Source organism: Nocardioides sp. BE266 (assembly GCF_031457855.1).
Lineage (GTDB): Bacteria > Actinomycetota > Actinomycetes > Propionibacteriales > Nocardioidaceae > Nocardioides.
In genome coordinates, this window is the sequence record NZ_JAURTI010000002.1 from 607,477 (window position 1) to 621,493 (window position 14,017).

The window sequence follows — 14,017 nt, forward strand, 5'->3', positions numbered from 1 at the left end:
GACCTACTGGTCGACGTCGCCGTCGACGTAGACCCACCGGCCGGCGCGCTGCTCGAAGCGGCTGACCTCGTGCATCCGCCCGCCCTCCCACGACGCGACGAACTCGACGGTGTCGCCCTCGGCTGCGAGGACCTCGAGCCCGGTCCACCGGGTGCGTGGGTCGGGCGTGGTGTCGTCCGGGCGCGTGCGCGGGTGCCAGGTGCGGAAGAGGTGGTCGGCGTCGCCCCTGACGTAGGCCGTGTAGCGCGAGCGCATCAGCTGCTCCGGCGTCGCGGCCTGCTCGCGGTTGGCCAGCAGCGGCCCGCAGCAGGCGTTGTACGACGCCCCGGATCCGCAGGGGCAGGGCGAGGTCAGCACGTCGGCGAGGGTAGCCGTCGGGCCCGGGAACAAACTCCTTGGCGTTTGACTTGTAAGGGTGTAATCATGTAAGCACTGCAAGAAGGAGAACGCACATGATGACCCGAGACGACTATGAAGAGGGCCGCGGCCGACGCGGCCGAGGAGAACGCGGCGAACGTGGCCGCGGTGAGCGCGGCGGCCGACGCGGGGGCTGGCAGGTCGCCGACCTCCCGTCCGCCGACGACGCGACCGACTGGTTCCGCGGGCGGCTGCCCGACGACTGGTTCAGCGAGATCGAGGTGCGCACCGACCGTGAGGAGATCACGGTGCTGGGCACCTTGAGCCAGAGCCAGGCGGCCGGCGCCGACGGTGCCGAGGCGGAGGGCCGGATCAGCCGGTTCCGTGCCGACACCAAGGCCGAGCGCATCGAGATCGCCCTCGAGGCGCAGGGCCGCTACCAGCGCAAGGTCTCGTGGGGGGTGCGGCTCGGTGACACCGAGGCGCTGTTCACCCACGTGGCCGCGCCGGTGATGACCCGCCTGCGGCAGCCCGAGCGCCAGGTGCTCGACACCCTCGTCGACGCCGGCGTGGCCCGCTCCCGCTCCGACGCGCTCGCCTGGTCGGTCCGGCTCGTCGGCGAGCACGCCGAGGAGTGGCTGGGCCAGCTGCGCGACGCGATGGCCGAGGTCGACAAGCTGCGCGGCGAGGGCCCTGCCCTCTGACCCCCTGGCTGGTCGAGTAGCCCGCGAGCGCCAGCGAGCGGGCGTATCGAGCCCCCGATGATGGGTCTCGATACGCCTCGCTCGTTCCTCGCTCGGCTACTCGACCAGCGAACAAGGAGCCGCGCGGCTACTCGACCAGCGAACGGGGAACTGCTCCACTACGGTGCCAGGCATGACGATCCAGCGGCCCGAGCCGTCCTTCCGCAACGACGAGGTCGGGATGCTGCGCGCGTTCATCGACCACTACCGCGCGACCATCCGGCTCCAGGCCAGCGGGCTCACCGACGCGCAGCTCGACCAGCCGCTCGCGCCGAGCGACCTGACGCTCGGCGGGATGCTCAAGCACCTCGCGTTCGTGGAGGACTACTGGTTCTCCTACAACCTCGCCGCCCACGAGCCCGCGCCGCCGTGGGACACCGCGCCGTGGGACGACGACCCGGACTGGGACTGGCACAGCGCGGCCGGCACCTCGCACGCCGAGCTCGATGCACTGTTGGTCGAGGCGATCGCGCGGGCGGACCGCTGCCTCGACGAGGCGCTCGCCGCCGACCCCGACCTCGACCGCCACGTCGCCCGCCCGCGCCCGCCCGAGAAGGGCGAGACCGCGACGATCCGGTGGGTGCTGGTGCACATGGTCGAGGAGTACGCCCGGCACGCCGGGCACGCCGACCTGATCCGCCAGTCGATCGACGGCGCGACGGACGTGTGAGCGGTGTGGTGTCAGGTGTCCTGGTGCAGGCAGAGCACGTTGCCGTCCGGGTCCTTGAACCACGCGGCCATCTCGGCGCCGAGCACGCACACGTGGTCGACGGTCGAGAAGTCGGGCAGGTCGTAGTCCTCGAACACGACCCCGCGGCCCTTCAGGTCGCGGATCTCGGAGTGGATGTCGTCCACCTCGAAGCTCAGCGCCGTGCTCTCGGACGGCGTGCTGTCGGGCCGGGGCAGCAGGACGAGCGTGGATCCGCCCTCCAGCGCGTAGATCGCGCTGCCCTCGTCGTTGGTGCCGGTGTAGTCGAGCCCCAGGGACTCGGAGTAGAACGTGCGCGACCGGTCGATGTCGGTGACCGGCATCATCATCGCGACGGAGCGTTTGGTGAGCGACATGGAGCGCCTCCTTCCACCTCAGTGTGCGCGCCGCGACGGGTGGCCGGGAGAGTGCTCCAGACCGGAGAAACGAAGGAGATCTCGTGACGATCAGGCCCGCGACCGAGGCCGACTGGCCGGCGATCTGGCCGTTCTGGCAGGAGATCGTCGAGGCCGGCGAGACGTACGCCTATCCGCTGGGCGCGACGTCCGACCAGGCCAGCGGCTGGTGGTTCGACGGCAGCCACGTGGTCGTCCTGACCGACGCGGACGGCGCGGTGCTGGGCTCGGCCAAGATGGGCGCCAACCGTCCCGGCCGTGGCGCCCACGTCGGCACCGCGTCGTTCATGGTGGACGCGGCAGCCCGAGGCCGGGGTGTCGGGCGCCGCATGGGCGAGTACGCCGTGCAGTGGCACCGCGACCAGGGGTTCGCCGGCATCCAGTTCAACGCGGTCGTCGAGACCAACACCGCCGCCGTCGCACTCTGGCAGGACCTGGGCTTCGAGATCATCGGGACCGTGCCGCGGTCCTTCGACAGCACCACCCACGGCCGGGTGGGTCTGCACGTGATGTACCTCGACCTCTCCTGATCCGGCCCGCCGGGCCGCCGATCTGGTGGAATGTGCCCATGGGAGAGCCGATCCGCGTCTACCTCCTCGACGACCACGACGTCGTGCGGGAGGGCCTGAAGTTCCTGCTCGAGCAGCAGGAGGACATCGAGGTGGTCGGCGAGTCCGCCACCGCCACTGAGGCCGCCGCGCGCATCCCTGCACTGCGCCCCGACGTCGCGGTGCTCGACGCCCGCCTCCCCGACGGCTCGGGCATCGAGGTGTGCCGGACGGTCCGCGCGATCGACCCGACGATCAACGCCCTCATCCTGACGTCGTACGACGACGACGAGGCGCTGTTCGCCGCGATCATGGCCGGCGCGGCGGGCTACGTCCTCAAGGAGATCAAGAGCTCCGACCTGGTCGGTGCGATCCGCCACGTCGCGGCCGGCAAGTCGCTGATCGACCCGGCGATGACCGCGACCGTGCTGGAGCGGATCCGCAACGGCCCCAGCACCCCCGACGAGCTGGCCTCGCTGACCGACCAGGAGCGGATCCTGCTCGGCCACATCGCCGAGGGCCTGACCAACCGGCAGATCGCCGAGCAGATGTTCCTCGCCGAGAAGACCGTGAAGAACTACGTCTCCAGCATCCTGGCCAAGCTCGGGCTCGAGCGGCGCACGCAGGCCGCGGTGCTGGCCTCCAAGCTGCTCGGCGACCAGCACTGACAGGGACCGACTGGGACCTTGGTCCCTCGAGCCGGTGACGGCAGGCCCTGATGCGCGGAGCGTGGCTTCGCGACTCTGGTGGTGACCCAGAAAACACACCACCGAAGGAGGGGATGACGATGAGCGTCATCCATCGCCACCGCCACGAGGTCGAGGCGTTTGAAGCCCCGGTCGGCGTGCACGGCAACGAAGAGAACGACCGCGGCCCCTGGTTCCACCGGGCCCTGGCCACCCTGCGGATCGCCTACGGAGTCACCTTCCTGTGGGCCTTCCTCGACAAGACCTTCGCGCTCGGCTTCCACACCAGCTATGCCCAGGACGGCACCCTGGACCGGTTCGGCCCCGCCGCGTGGATCAACGGCGGCAGCCCCACCGAGGGCTTCCTCAGCTTCGGTGTCCCTGCTGACAACCCCTTCCACGGGTTCTTCACCGGCCTCGCCGGGCACGCGTGGGTCGACTGGCTGTTCATGCTCGGCCTCCTCGGCATCGGCGTGACCCTGCTCCTCGGGGCGGGCATGAGGATCGGTGCCGCGGCCGGCGCGCTGATGTACGCCTTCATGTACGCCGCCTCGCTGCCCCTGGAGAACAACCCGGTCGTCGACGACCACCTCGTCGGCGTGATCGTGATGGCGGTCCTCGCCCTGGGCGCGGCCGGCACCACCTGGGGGCTGGGTCGCTGGTGGAACCGCACGGATGTGGTGAAGGAACACCCCGTCCTGCGGTGATCACCAGGCCCCCTCTGGACCCGGCGCCTCTGGCGCCGGGTCCTCTGGTGTGTGCGGCGGTCAGCCTCGTCAGGACGGGAGCGGCACGCGCCAGACCAGCACGGTGCCGCGCGCGCCGACCGGGGTGAGCTCGAGGGTGCCGCCGAGGTCGTCGGCGCGACGACGGGCGTTGCGCAGCCCGCTCTCGGAGACCTCGGCCGGCAGACCCACGCCGTCATCGGCGACGCGGAGCTCGAGCAGGTCGGACCCGACCACGACGTCGACCTCGGCAGAGTCGGCGAGCGCGTGGCGGGCGACGTTGGAGACCGCCTCGCGGAGCACGGCCAGCAGCTGCGACCCCAGCGCCGGCGGGACGGCGCTGTCGATCGGGCCGGAGGTGCGCACGACGGGCGTGAAGCCCAGCACCGGGACGTACTCCTTGACAAGGCTGCGGATCGCCGCGCGCAGCGAGTCGCCGCGGCGGTCCTGGAGCTCGAAGATGGTGCCGCGGATCGCCTTGATCGTGTCGTCGAGCTCGGTGACCGACTTGTCGAGGCGCTCGGTCACCGCGCCGTCGCCGGCCATCGCGGCGACGCCCTGGAGCTGGAGGCCGGTCGCGAAGAGCCGCTGGATGACGATGTCGTGGAGGTCGCGGGCGATCCGCTCACGGTCGGAGAGCAGCGCCATCTCCTGGCGGTCGGCGAGCGCTTGGGTGCGGTCGAGCGAGAGCGCGACCTGGTCGCCGAAACCGGCGAAGAGGTCGCGGTCCTGCACGTCGAGCAGCCCGGACCCCGGCTGCGAGACCGCCACCAGGGCAGTGACCGGCGCGAGGTGCGAGCGCAGCGGCACCACCACGAGGGGTACGCCGTCGACCTGCGTCGTGACCACGGGGCTGCCCGGCCCGACCCCGGCTGCGTCGCGCGCCGAGGTGAGCAGCTGCTCGACCTCGTCGGCGTCGACGTCGGGCGCGACGCTGAGGGTGTCGTGCTCCGGCCCGAGCGACGACCACAGCGCGACCGCGCGGGCGCCCGAGACCTGGCGGGCGGTGGAGACGATCTGGTGCAGCGCGGTCGGCAGGTCGACCGGCGGCTGGAGCAGCTCGGAGAGGTCGGCGGAGGCCTCCAGCCACTGCCGTCGGCGCTCGCTCAGCGCGAACGAGCGGGCGTTGCTGATGACGTAGCCCGCGGTGCGCGCGAGCTCCTCGACCAGGCTCTCGTCGTCCTCGGTGAAGGGCCCGCCGCCGGACTTCTCGGTGAGGTAGAGGTTGCCGAAGACCGTGCCCCGGATCCGCACCGGCATGCCGAGGAACGACGTCATCGGCGGGTGGTTGGGCGGGAAGCCGACCGACGACGGGTGGGCCGACAGGTCGACGAGGCGCAGGCCCGACGGGTCCTCGATGATCACGCCGAGGATGCCCCGCCCGTGAGGCAGGTCGCCGATCGCGGCACGGGTCTTGTCGTCGATGCCGGTGGTGACGAACTCGACGAGCTGGCCGTCGCGGCCGAGCACGCCGAGGGCGCCGTAGCGGGCGCCGGTCAGCGCGGTCGCCGCCTCAACGATCCGGGTCAGCGCGAGGTCGAGGTCGAGGTCGCTGGAGATGGCGGTGACGGCCTCCAGCAGGGAGCGGGCGTCGGCGCCGAGGTCCGGTGTGTGGGTCACACGGAGAATTGTGCTCTAGGCGAGGCGCCTCACCGGCAGGTGCGCCCACGGGTCCCAGCCGCCGCCGAGCTGGCGGCCGGTGAGCTCGCTCCAGGGGATGCGGACGACGAGGTTGCGCTGGCCCTCGGCCCAGGGCCGTGGCTCCCAGTGCCGCGCGATCTCGGCGAGCTCCTGCTGGTCGTCGACGAAGGAGGCACGACCACGCACCGAGACGCTCCACCCACGCTGGTTCTCGTAGTCGAACTGGTCGACCTCGAAGCAGAGCTGGGCGTCGCGACCGTAGGTCCCGAGCAGGCTGTACGCCGTCGTGCGCACCAGGATCGACTCACCGTCGACGGCGTAGTTGACCGGCACGATGTGGGGACCGGTCGGCGTGGCGACGGCCACCCGACCGGCGATGCCGGCGCCGAGCAGGCGTACGCAGTCCTCTCGTGAGAGGTCGAGCATGGGTCGCATGGGAGTCTCCTTCGTCGTCGGCTCCCAGCCTCCCCCGGCAGGAGGCGGCGAGGCAGGGCCGAAGGTCCCGCGCGCTGGCCCTCAGGGCCCGTCGTTGGTGATCAGTCCGCCGGCCGTCGGCTGGTAGGGGTTGAGGCCGTGGTCGATGGCGTACTGCTTGAGGTAGCCGTCGCGGCCCAGCACCTTGATCCGCTCGGCGATCTTCGCCGCCTCGGCCTTCTCGACCTCGATCTGCGCCTGCGCGGCCTTCACCTGGGCGGCGGCCTCGGCCTCCTTGGCCTTCGCCCGGGCGACGGCCTCCTGCTGGGCGACCAGCGCGGCCTTCACGGCGTCCGGCGGCACCGGCTTCTGCAGGGTGATCGCGAAGTCGGTGAAGAACTCCTCCTCGCCGTCGATCTGCCGGCCGACCAGGTCGGGCATCTGGGCGAGCACGTCGCGCTCCCACTGGGCCTTGACGTTGGGGTCGGTGTAGAGCTCGGTGTAGGTGTAGTTCTGGCCGGCGCGGTCGATGGCGGTCTCGAGCGGACGGCTGATGTAGACGCTGAGCATCTGGAGCCAGCCGGCGGACCCGTTGCCGTCGGCGGAGTCCATGTAGGCGGCGTACCGGTTGCCGATGAGGTCGTGGAACTTCTGGAGGGTCGGGCAGTCGGTGTTGAGGAGGAAGGCGGCCACGCCGTCGACGCTCATCTCGATGCCGTCCTTGGTCACGAAGGTGACCGGGCTGCGGTCGCCGCCGTCGCCGAAGACGTAGTTCCGCTGGGAGGTCGGGTAGAGGTAGTGCTTGTCTCCCGGGCCGTCCCACGCGCGCGTCGAGCGCTGCACGCAGTCCTCGTAGCGCCGCGGGGTGAAGGCGCCGTCGCTGTAGTGGAGCGCCACCTGGTCGGGGCCGGTGGAGACGGTCGTCGGCCGCACGAAGAGCAGCACGGCGAGTGCCAGCGCGACGACCAGGCCGAAGCCGAGCACGACCCTGCTGGCGCGCTTCACAGCGGTGGGAGCGGTGGGCATCTGGGTCCTCAGTCGTTCGGGCCGGAGAGGCGGCGGTGGTGGGTGGCGATCTCGTCGATGACGATCGTGGAGAGCTCGGGGGAGACGTCACGGTGCTGCCACGCGAGCTCACGCAGCTGCTCGATGAAGGCGTCGCGCTCGGCGATCGCCGTACTGTCCTCCGGGCCCAGGGGCACGGACGAGCGGCCGAGCACGTAGCCGACGCCACCCGCCACGAGGGCGACCAGCACCGCCACGAACAGCATGAACATCGAGGCCATGGCGTCATCCTGCCCTGCGACGGGCCGTCCAACCCCGCATTCGGGGCAGTCCGGGGAGCAACTTCGAGCGCACTCGACGTTGACGGCCGGGTCTAGCGTGGAAGGCGTGAGCGAGAACCAGAGCCAGCACCCCGATGCCAGCACCCTCGGCCAGCTCCGCGAGAGCGGCCACCAGCTCAAGACCCTCCGCGAGGAGATCCGTGACAACCTGCTCGACCGCCTGGCCCGCGGCGAGGACCCCTGGCCGGGCCTGCACGGCTTCGCCGACACCGTCATCCCGCAGGTCGAGCGCGCCCTGCTCGCCGGCCACGACATCGTGCTGCTGGGCGAGCGCGGTCAGGGCAAGACCCGCCTGCTGCGCTCGCTGGTCGGCCTGCTCGACGAGTGGACGCCGGTCATCTCCGGCTCCGAGCTCGGCGAGCACCCCTACGACCCGATCACCGTCTCGTCGCGCCAGGCGGCCGCGACCTACGGCGACGACCTGCGCATCTCCTGGCGCCACCGCGACGAGAGGTACGCCGAGAAGCTGGCGACGCCGGACACCTCGGTCGCCGACCTGATCGGCGACGTCGACCCGATGAAGGTGGCCGAGGGCCGCCACCTCGGCGACCCCGAGACCATCCACTTCGGCCTGATCCCGCGCAGCCACCGCGGCATCGTCGCGATCAACGAGCTGCCCGACCTCGCCGAGCGGATCCAGGTCGCGATGCTCAACGTGATGGAGGAGCGCGACATCCAGATCCGCGGCTACGTCCTGCGGCTGCCGCTCGACGTGCTCGTGGTGGCCAGCGCCAACCCCGAGGACTACACCAACCGCGGCCGGATCATCACGCCGCTCAAGGACCGCTTCGGCGCCGAGATCCGCACCCACTACCCGCGCGAGGTCGAGGAGGAGATCGCCGTCATCGCGCAGGAGGCCGAGCTGGTCGCCGAGGTGCCGTCGTACCTCCTCGAGGTGCTCGCGCGCTTTACGGCCAACCTGCGGGAGTCGCAGTCGGTCGACCAGCGCTCGGGCGTCAGTGCGCGCTTCGCGATCGCCGGCGCGGAGACGATCGCCGCCGCCGCGCTGCACCGCGCGACCACCCAGGGCGAGGACGCGGCCGTCGCCCGCGTCGTCGACCTCGAGACCGCCGTCGACGTGCTCGGCGGCAAGATCGAGTTCGAGACCGGTGAGGAGGGTCGCGAGGCCGAGATCCTCACCCACCTGCTGCGCACCTCGATCGCCGAGACCGTGCGCGCGCACCTCGCGGGCATCGACCTGCGGCTCCTCGTCGACGCGATCGAGGAGGGCGCGATGGTGACGACCGGTGCCCGCGTGGGCGCCCGCGACTTCCTCGCCGGGCTGCCGGTGCTGGGGGAGTCCGACCTCTACGACCAGGTCTGCGACCGCCTCGACGCGACCAACGACGGCGAGCGTGCCGGTGCCCTCGAGCTGGCGCTCGAGGGGCTCTACCTCGCCCGCAAGATCGGCAAGGACGCGGATGCCGGGGAGACCGTCTATGGCTGAGAGCCACCGATGAGCCGCCGCACCGACCGCTCGCGGTTCCACCGCTACGACGGCGGCGACCCACTCGCCCCGCCCGTCGACCTGGCCGAGGCGCTCGACCAGATCGGCCAGGACGTGATGGCCGGCTACACGCCCGAGCACGCGATGCGCGAGTTCCTGCGGCGCGGCGGCAACGACCAGGCCGGGCTCGACGAGCTCGCCCGGCGCGTCGCCGAGCGTCGCCGGGAGATCCTCCAGCGCCACGACCTCGACGGCACGCTGCGCGAGGTGCGCGAGCTGCTCGACAAGGCCGTCCTTGCCGAGCGTGGCCAGCTCGCCCGCGACATCACGATGGACGACTCCGACCGCACGCTGCGGGAGATGACGCTCGACAACCTGCCGAGCTCGACCGCGGCCGCGGTGAGCGAGCTGTCGTCGTACGACTGGCAGTCGAGCGAGGCGCGCGAGGCCTACGAGCAGATCAAGGACCTGCTCGGCCGCGAGCTGCTCGACCAGCGCTTCGCCGGCATGAAGCAGGCGCTGGAAGGCGCCACCGACGAGGACCGCGAGGCCATCTCGGAGATGCTGTCCGACCTCAACGACCTGCTCGAGAAGCACGCCGCCGGTGGTGTCACGGACGAGGAGTTCCGTGACTTCATGGACAAGCACGGCGACTTCTTCCCCGAGGACCCGCAGGACATGGACGAGCTGCTCGACTCGCTCGCCCAGCGGGCCGCGGCTGCCCAGCGGATGCTGAACTCGATGACGCCGGAGCAGCGCCAGGAGCTGATGGAGCTCTCGCAGCAGGCCTTCGGCTCGCCGCAGCTGATGGAGCAGCTGGCCCGGATGGACGCCAACCTCCAGGCCCTGCGACCCGGCGAGGACTGGTCGGGGTCGGAGTCGTTCGACGGCGACCAGGGGCTCGGGCTCGGCGACGGCACGGGCGCCCTGCAGGACCTCGCGCAGCTCGACGCGCTCGCCGACCAGCTCGCCCAGTCGCACCACGGGGCGCGCCTCGACGACGTCGACCTCGACGCGCTGGCCCGCCAGCTCGGCGACGAGTCCGCCGTGGCGGCGAAGACCCTCCAGCAGCTCGAGCGCGCGCTGCGCGACAGCGGCTACCTCAAGCGCGGCTCCGACGGCGAGCTGCGGCTCTCACCCAAGGCGATGCGCCAGCTCGGCAAGGCGCTGCTGCGCGACGTCGCCGAGCGGATGAGCGGCCGCTCCGGCGCCCGCGAGACGCGTACGACGGGACTCGCGGGCGAGCCGAGCGGCTCCACCCGGCGGTGGGAGTTCGGCGACACCGAGCCGTGGGACGTGCCCCGCACGATCGGCAACGCGGTGCTCCGCGGCACCCCGCCGGTTGAGCAGCGAGGCACGAGCGTGTCGAAACCAAGGATCCGCATCCAGGTCGACGACATCGAGGTCGTCGAGACCGAGGCACGCACCCGGGCGGCGGTGGCGCTGCTGGTCGACACGTCGTTCTCGATGGCGATGGACGGCCGGTGGGTGCCGATGAAGCGCACCGCGCTCGCGCTGCACCAGCTGGTGCGCTCGCGCTTCCGCGGCGACGACCTCCAGCTGATCGCCTTCGGCCGCCACGCCCAGGTGATGGAGATCGAGGAGCTGACGGCCCTCGACGCCCGCTGGGCCAAGGGCACCAACCTCCACCACGGCCTGCTGCTGGCCAACCGGTTCTTCCGCAAGCACCCCAACGCCCAGCCGGTGCTGCTGGTCGTCACCGACGGGGAGCCGACCGCCCACCTCGAGGCCGACGGCGAGGTGTGGTTCTCCTACCCGCCGCACCCGCTGACCATCGCCCACTCCGTGCGCGAGCTCGACGCCGCCGCGCGACTGGGGGCGCAGGTCACCTTCTTCCGGCTCGGCGAGGACCCGGGCCTGGCCCGCTTCATCGACTCGATGGCCCGGCGGGTCGACGGCCGGATGGTGAGCCCCGAGCTCGACGACCTCGGCGCCGCGGTGGTGGGGTCCTACCTCGGCTCGCGCGGCCCGGCGTCGTCGTACCGAGAGCACTTCGGTGACTGGTACGGAGGCCGTGGCTTCTGGGTCTGACCTGCCGTCGCTCCCGAGGGTGGCGGCGGACGACATCGGATCGGGCTCTGGGGATGTCGTGTGCCGCCACCCTCGGTGCCGGCGGGAGCTCTGGCGCGGGCCGCCCGGCGGCAGGACACTGACGGGATGCCTCGACTCGTGCAGGTCGCCCAGCGGGCGACGGACTTCGCCGGCACCACCGCGTTCTACGCCGAGCTGCTCGGCGTCGAGCCCGTCGCGACCTTCGACCCGCCGGGGCTGGCGTTCTTCGACCTCGACGGCGTCCGGCTGCTGATGGACCGTGGCGCGTCGGGGGCGCTGATCTACCTGGCGGTCGACGACATCGACGCGGCCGTCGCCGGCCTGCGCGACAAGGGCGTGGAGATAGCGGCGGAACCGCACGTGATCTTCGGCCACGAGGACGACACCCTCGGCCCGGCCGGCACCGACGAGTGGATGGCCTTCTTCGTCGACCCCGAGGGCACCACGGTCGGCCTGGTGGAGCAGCGACCGCGCTGACCTGCTTGGCTGGTCGCGTGACCGACCAGCTGACCGCACGCCGCTTCATCGAGGCCGAGCCCGCCGCCATCTTCGACGTCCTGCGCAACCCGGAGGGTCACGTGGACATCGACGCGTCCGGGATGCTGCAGTCCGCGGAGGGCGACCGGGTGGGGGCGGTGGGCGATCGCTTCACCGTGCACATGGACCGGGAGGCCAAGGGCGACTACCCGATGGGTCGCTACGACGTCGAGGTCGTCATCGACCGCTACGAGCCCGACCGCGAGATCACGTGGTGGATCGACGGCACGATCAAGCCGCCGATCGGCCACACCTACGGCTACCTGCTCGAGCCGGGCGAGGTCGAGGGCAGCCCCGGCACGTGGGTCACCTCGGTCTACGACTGGTCCGCGGTCAGCGACCAGTGGCGGCCGATCTTCCCGGTCAACGACGAGAGCGCCCTGCGGGCCACCCTCGGCATCCTCGACCGGGTCGTACGACGACGCGCCTCAGGCGCCTGACGCCTCCAGCATCCGCATCAGCTCCGCGCCCATGTGCTGGATGACGGCCTCGAGGGCCCTCATGGGGCGGACCATGACGGTGAAGTCGACGATCTGGCCGTCGGCGTCCCACGTGATCATGTCGATCCCGGACACGTCGAAGCCGCCGACGACGGTGCGGAACTGGAGCACGGCCGAGTCCTCGCCGAGCCACTCGCGCTCGTAGGTCAGCTCCGGACCGAGGACGGTGAACGCGGCGGTGAGGTAGCCGACGACCGTGTCGCGGCCCTCCTGCGGCGCGTGCACCGCGGGGCTGCGGAAGACGGCGTCCTCCGCGATGAGCGCGGGGAGGCCGGCGGCGTCGCGGCTCTCGACGACAGCGTGCCAGCGGGCGAGGGCCTCGGCAGACGTGGGGGTGGCGGCGTTCATGGGCCGCATCGTGTCACGTCGTCAGCGCGGTGCTGGTGACGTACGGACCGCGTCACCACGACCGCACTGTGCAGCGAGTCACCGGAACACGGCTCGCGCGGGCGGCGCGTGGTCAGTCGGCGAAGCCGGGGAGCGACTCCTCGAGGATCTCCCGGAACGGCGCGGTGGCGCCTAGCTGGCTGAGCAGGCCGATGCCGCCGAGCCAGGTGCGGTGGATGAGGAGGTACGACGTCGGCAGGTTGAGCTTGGTGGCGAGGGTGAAGGTCTCCGACTTCGGGTCGTTGATCCGCTCGAACTGCTCGCGCATCCAGTCGCGGGTGAAGGTGAAGCGCTCCTCGGCGGCCGGCTCGACGAACGGCGCGAGGTAGGCCAGCACCAGCGCCGGGTCGACGGCGATCCGGTCCTTGATGAAGCCCTCCTCGCGGAGCCCGGCCACGAGGGAGTCCTCGTCGGAGTCGAGCGCGATCCGCATCAGGCGCCCCATGGCCGTGGGGAGCCGTCCGTCGGGCAGCCGGGCGACCGCACCGAAGTCGAGGACCCCGAGGCGACCCGGCGAGCCGTCGGGCTCGGGGAGGATGCGGAAGTTGCCGGGGTGGGGGTCGGCGTGGAGCATCCCGGTGCGCGCGGGTCCTTCGAAGAGGAAGCGCACGAACAGCTCGCCGTAGTGGTCGCGCTCGGCAGGCGTGCCCTCGCGGATCACGTGCGCGAGCGAGTGCGGCGACTCCATCCACTCCGTCACGAGCACCTCGCCGCCGACGTCGACCACCGGCGGCACCACGATGTGCGGGTCGTCGGCGAAGGCCTCGGCGTACGCCGCCTGCGCCTCCGCCTCGAGGTGGTAGTCGAGCTCGTCGGCCGCGCGGGCCTGCAGCTCGGAGACCAGTGGCTTGACGTCGATGCCGGGGAAGGCGGGCGCCACTCCACGGGCCACGCGGGCGATCTGGCGGAGGTCGCCCATCAGTGCCTCGCCGGCGCCGGGGTACTGCACCTTCACCGCGACCTCGCGCTCGCCGCCGTCGGCGTCGCGCCAGCGGCCGCGGTGCACCTGACCGATCGAGGCGGCGGCCGTCGGGGCGCCGTCGAGCCAGACCAGCCGCTCGGGCCAGTCGGCGCCGAGGTGGGTGGTGAGCTGCTCGCGCACCGTCGCGGTCGGCATCGGGGGAGCGGAGTCCTGGAGCGCGGTGAGGTGCTCGCGGTAGGGAGCGGTGAGGTCCTCGGGGAGGGCCGCCTCGAGCACGCTGAGCGCCTGGCCGAACTTCATCGCGCCGCCCTTGAGCTCGCCGAGGGTGCGGAACAGCTGCTCGGCGGTGCGCTGCTGCACCTCGGTCAGCACGGCGTCCGCGGGCTTGCCGCCGAGGCGCTTGCCGAGGCCGACGGCCTGGCGTCCGGCGTACCCCAGGGGGAGCGCCGCCAGCCGTGCCGTGCGTGCCGCGGCCTTGCGGGGCAACTCGGTCATGCCCCCATTGTCCCCATCGTGGCAATTCGAATGCCCGGGCCCCATGGACCAATCCGCCTGAGGCGGCGCTCCGAAGACATGCGTGCCGGGCC

17 protein-coding genes are annotated in these 14,017 nt (G+C 71.8%); 9 read left to right on the plus strand and 8 right to left on the minus strand.

Going from position 1 to position 14,017, the window contains the following annotated elements:
• Positions 1-3 precede the first annotated feature (3 nt).
• A complete protein-coding gene (locus J2X46_RS07275; RefSeq protein WP_310249183.1) occupies positions 4-354 on the minus strand; it encodes a YchJ family metal-binding protein in 351 nt (116 codons plus the stop codon).
• A gap of 98 nt (positions 355-452) precedes the next feature.
• Here J2X46_RS07275 and J2X46_RS07280 point away from each other — a divergent pair, with 98 nt between their 5' ends.
• Positions 453-1,061 (plus strand): hypothetical protein, encoded by a 609-nt coding sequence (locus J2X46_RS07280; RefSeq protein WP_310248647.1) that lies wholly within the window; start codon positions 453-455, stop codon positions 1,059-1,061.
• A 172-nt stretch (positions 1,062-1,233) separates the two neighbouring features.
• Positions 1,234-1,770: a DinB family protein gene (locus J2X46_RS07285; protein ID WP_310248649.1), complete on the plus strand. Its 537-nt coding sequence runs from the start codon at positions 1,234-1,236 to the stop codon at positions 1,768-1,770.
• An 11-nt stretch (positions 1,771-1,781) separates the two neighbouring features.
• On the opposite strand, the gene J2X46_RS07290 is transcribed toward J2X46_RS07285, so the two are convergent.
• Positions 1,782-2,165 carry a VOC family protein gene (locus J2X46_RS07290; RefSeq protein WP_310248650.1) on the minus strand — a complete coding sequence of 128 codons (384 nt, stop codon included), beginning with the start codon at positions 2,163-2,165 and terminating at the stop codon, positions 1,782-1,784.
• Between the two features lie 83 nt (positions 2,166-2,248).
• Here J2X46_RS07290 and J2X46_RS07295 point away from each other — a divergent pair, with 83 nt between their 5' ends.
• From J2X46_RS07295 to J2X46_RS07305, 3 genes are all read left to right on the plus strand, one after another.
• Positions 2,249-2,734 (plus strand): GNAT family N-acetyltransferase, encoded by a 486-nt coding sequence (locus tag J2X46_RS07295; RefSeq protein WP_310248653.1) that lies wholly within the window; start codon positions 2,249-2,251, stop codon positions 2,732-2,734.
• 38 nt (positions 2,735-2,772) lie between these two features.
• Positions 2,773-3,420, plus strand: coding sequence for a response regulator transcription factor (locus tag J2X46_RS07300; RefSeq protein ID WP_310248656.1), 648 nt, complete (start codon positions 2,773-2,775; stop codon positions 3,418-3,420).
• A gap of 119 nt (positions 3,421-3,539) precedes the next feature.
• The gene (locus J2X46_RS07305) at positions 3,540-4,145 is read left to right on the plus strand and encodes a hypothetical protein (protein ID WP_310248658.1); all 606 of its coding nucleotides are present in this window, start codon (positions 3,540-3,542) and stop codon (positions 4,143-4,145) included.
• A 69-nt stretch (positions 4,146-4,214) separates the two neighbouring features.
• On the opposite strand, the gene J2X46_RS07310 is transcribed toward J2X46_RS07305, so the two are convergent.
• The 4 genes from J2X46_RS07310 to J2X46_RS07325 form a co-directional block, all read right to left on the minus strand.
• On the minus strand, positions 4,215-5,783 hold the full coding sequence (locus J2X46_RS07310) for a GAF domain-containing protein (protein WP_310248660.1): 1,569 nt from the start codon (positions 5,781-5,783) through the stop codon (positions 4,215-4,217).
• Between the two features lie 15 nt (positions 5,784-5,798).
• Positions 5,799-6,239 carry a pyridoxamine 5'-phosphate oxidase family protein gene (locus J2X46_RS07315; RefSeq protein WP_310248662.1) on the minus strand — a complete coding sequence of 147 codons (441 nt, stop codon included), beginning with the start codon at positions 6,237-6,239 and terminating at the stop codon, positions 5,799-5,801.
• Between the two features lie 81 nt (positions 6,240-6,320).
• Positions 6,321-7,244: an SPFH domain-containing protein gene (locus tag J2X46_RS07320; RefSeq protein WP_310248664.1), complete on the minus strand. Its 924-nt coding sequence runs from the start codon at positions 7,242-7,244 to the stop codon at positions 6,321-6,323.
• 8 nt (positions 7,245-7,252) lie between these two features.
• Positions 7,253-7,504 (minus strand): hypothetical protein, encoded by a 252-nt coding sequence (locus J2X46_RS07325; protein WP_310248666.1) that lies wholly within the window; start codon positions 7,502-7,504, stop codon positions 7,253-7,255.
• A gap of 106 nt (positions 7,505-7,610) precedes the next feature.
• Between J2X46_RS07325 and J2X46_RS07330 the strand changes: the two genes are divergently transcribed.
• The 4 genes from J2X46_RS07330 (at position 7,611) to J2X46_RS07345 (ending at position 12,061) form a co-directional block, all read left to right on the plus strand.
• Positions 7,611-9,011, plus strand: coding sequence for a sigma 54-interacting transcriptional regulator (locus tag J2X46_RS07330; RefSeq protein WP_310248668.1), 1,401 nt, complete (start codon positions 7,611-7,613; stop codon positions 9,009-9,011).
• 9 nt (positions 9,012-9,020) lie between these two features.
• Entirely contained in the window at positions 9,021-11,063 is a 2,043-nt protein-coding gene (locus tag J2X46_RS07335) for a VWA domain-containing protein (protein ID WP_310248671.1), read from the plus strand.
• Between the two features lie 126 nt (positions 11,064-11,189).
• Positions 11,190-11,561, plus strand: a complete 372-nt coding sequence (locus J2X46_RS07340) for a VOC family protein (protein ID WP_310248673.1) — start codon at positions 11,190-11,192, stop codon at positions 11,559-11,561.
• A 17-nt stretch (positions 11,562-11,578) separates the two neighbouring features.
• A complete protein-coding gene (locus J2X46_RS07345; RefSeq protein ID WP_310248675.1) occupies positions 11,579-12,061 on the plus strand; it encodes a polyketide cyclase in 483 nt (160 codons plus the stop codon).
• Here J2X46_RS07345 and J2X46_RS07350 read toward each other — a convergent pair.
• Entirely contained in the window at positions 12,050-12,469 is a 420-nt protein-coding gene (locus J2X46_RS07350; RefSeq protein ID WP_310248678.1) for a nuclear transport factor 2 family protein, read from the minus strand. The genes J2X46_RS07345 and J2X46_RS07350 overlap by 12 nt on opposite strands.
• A gap of 112 nt (positions 12,470-12,581) precedes the next feature.
• The gene (locus tag J2X46_RS07355; protein ID WP_310248680.1) at positions 12,582-13,925 is read right to left on the minus strand and encodes an AarF/UbiB family protein; all 1,344 of its coding nucleotides are present in this window, start codon (positions 13,923-13,925) and stop codon (positions 12,582-12,584) included.
• Positions 13,926-14,017 lie beyond the last annotated feature (92 nt).

What these genes read in the sequence shown, in the direction of transcription:
- J2X46_RS07285 (WP_310248649.1), top strand. Translation starts at nt 1,234, where the DNA reads ATGACGATCCAGCGGCCCGAGCCGTCCTTCCGCAACGACGAGGTCGGG.
- J2X46_RS07325 (WP_310248666.1), bottom strand. Translation starts at nt 7,504, where the DNA reads ATGGCCTCGATGTTCATGCTGTTCGTGGCGGTGCTGGTCGCCCTCGTG.
- J2X46_RS07355 (WP_310248680.1), bottom strand. Translation starts at nt 13,925, where the DNA reads ATGACCGAGTTGCCCCGCAAGGCCGCGGCACGCACGGCACGGCTGGCG.
- J2X46_RS07335 (WP_310248671.1), top strand. Translation starts at nt 9,021, where the DNA reads ATGAGCCGCCGCACCGACCGCTCGCGGTTCCACCGCTACGACGGCGGC.
- J2X46_RS07290 (WP_310248650.1), bottom strand. Translation starts at nt 2,165, where the DNA reads ATGTCGCTCACCAAACGCTCCGTCGCGATGATGATGCCGGTCACCGAC.
- J2X46_RS07340 (WP_310248673.1), top strand. Translation starts at nt 11,190, where the DNA reads ATGCCTCGACTCGTGCAGGTCGCCCAGCGGGCGACGGACTTCGCCGGC.
- J2X46_RS07305 (WP_310248658.1), top strand. Translation starts at nt 3,540, where the DNA reads ATGAGCGTCATCCATCGCCACCGCCACGAGGTCGAGGCGTTTGAAGCC.
- J2X46_RS07320 (WP_310248664.1), bottom strand. Translation starts at nt 7,244, where the DNA reads ATGCCCACCGCTCCCACCGCTGTGAAGCGCGCCAGCAGGGTCGTGCTC.
- J2X46_RS07280 (WP_310248647.1), top strand. Translation starts at nt 453, where the DNA reads ATGATGACCCGAGACGACTATGAAGAGGGCCGCGGCCGACGCGGCCGA.
- J2X46_RS07315 (WP_310248662.1), bottom strand. Translation starts at nt 6,239, where the DNA reads ATGCGACCCATGCTCGACCTCTCACGAGAGGACTGCGTACGCCTGCTC.
- J2X46_RS07350 (WP_310248678.1), bottom strand. Translation starts at nt 12,469, where the DNA reads ATGAACGCCGCCACCCCCACGTCTGCCGAGGCCCTCGCCCGCTGGCAC.
- J2X46_RS07300 (WP_310248656.1), top strand. Translation starts at nt 2,773, where the DNA reads ATGGGAGAGCCGATCCGCGTCTACCTCCTCGACGACCACGACGTCGTG.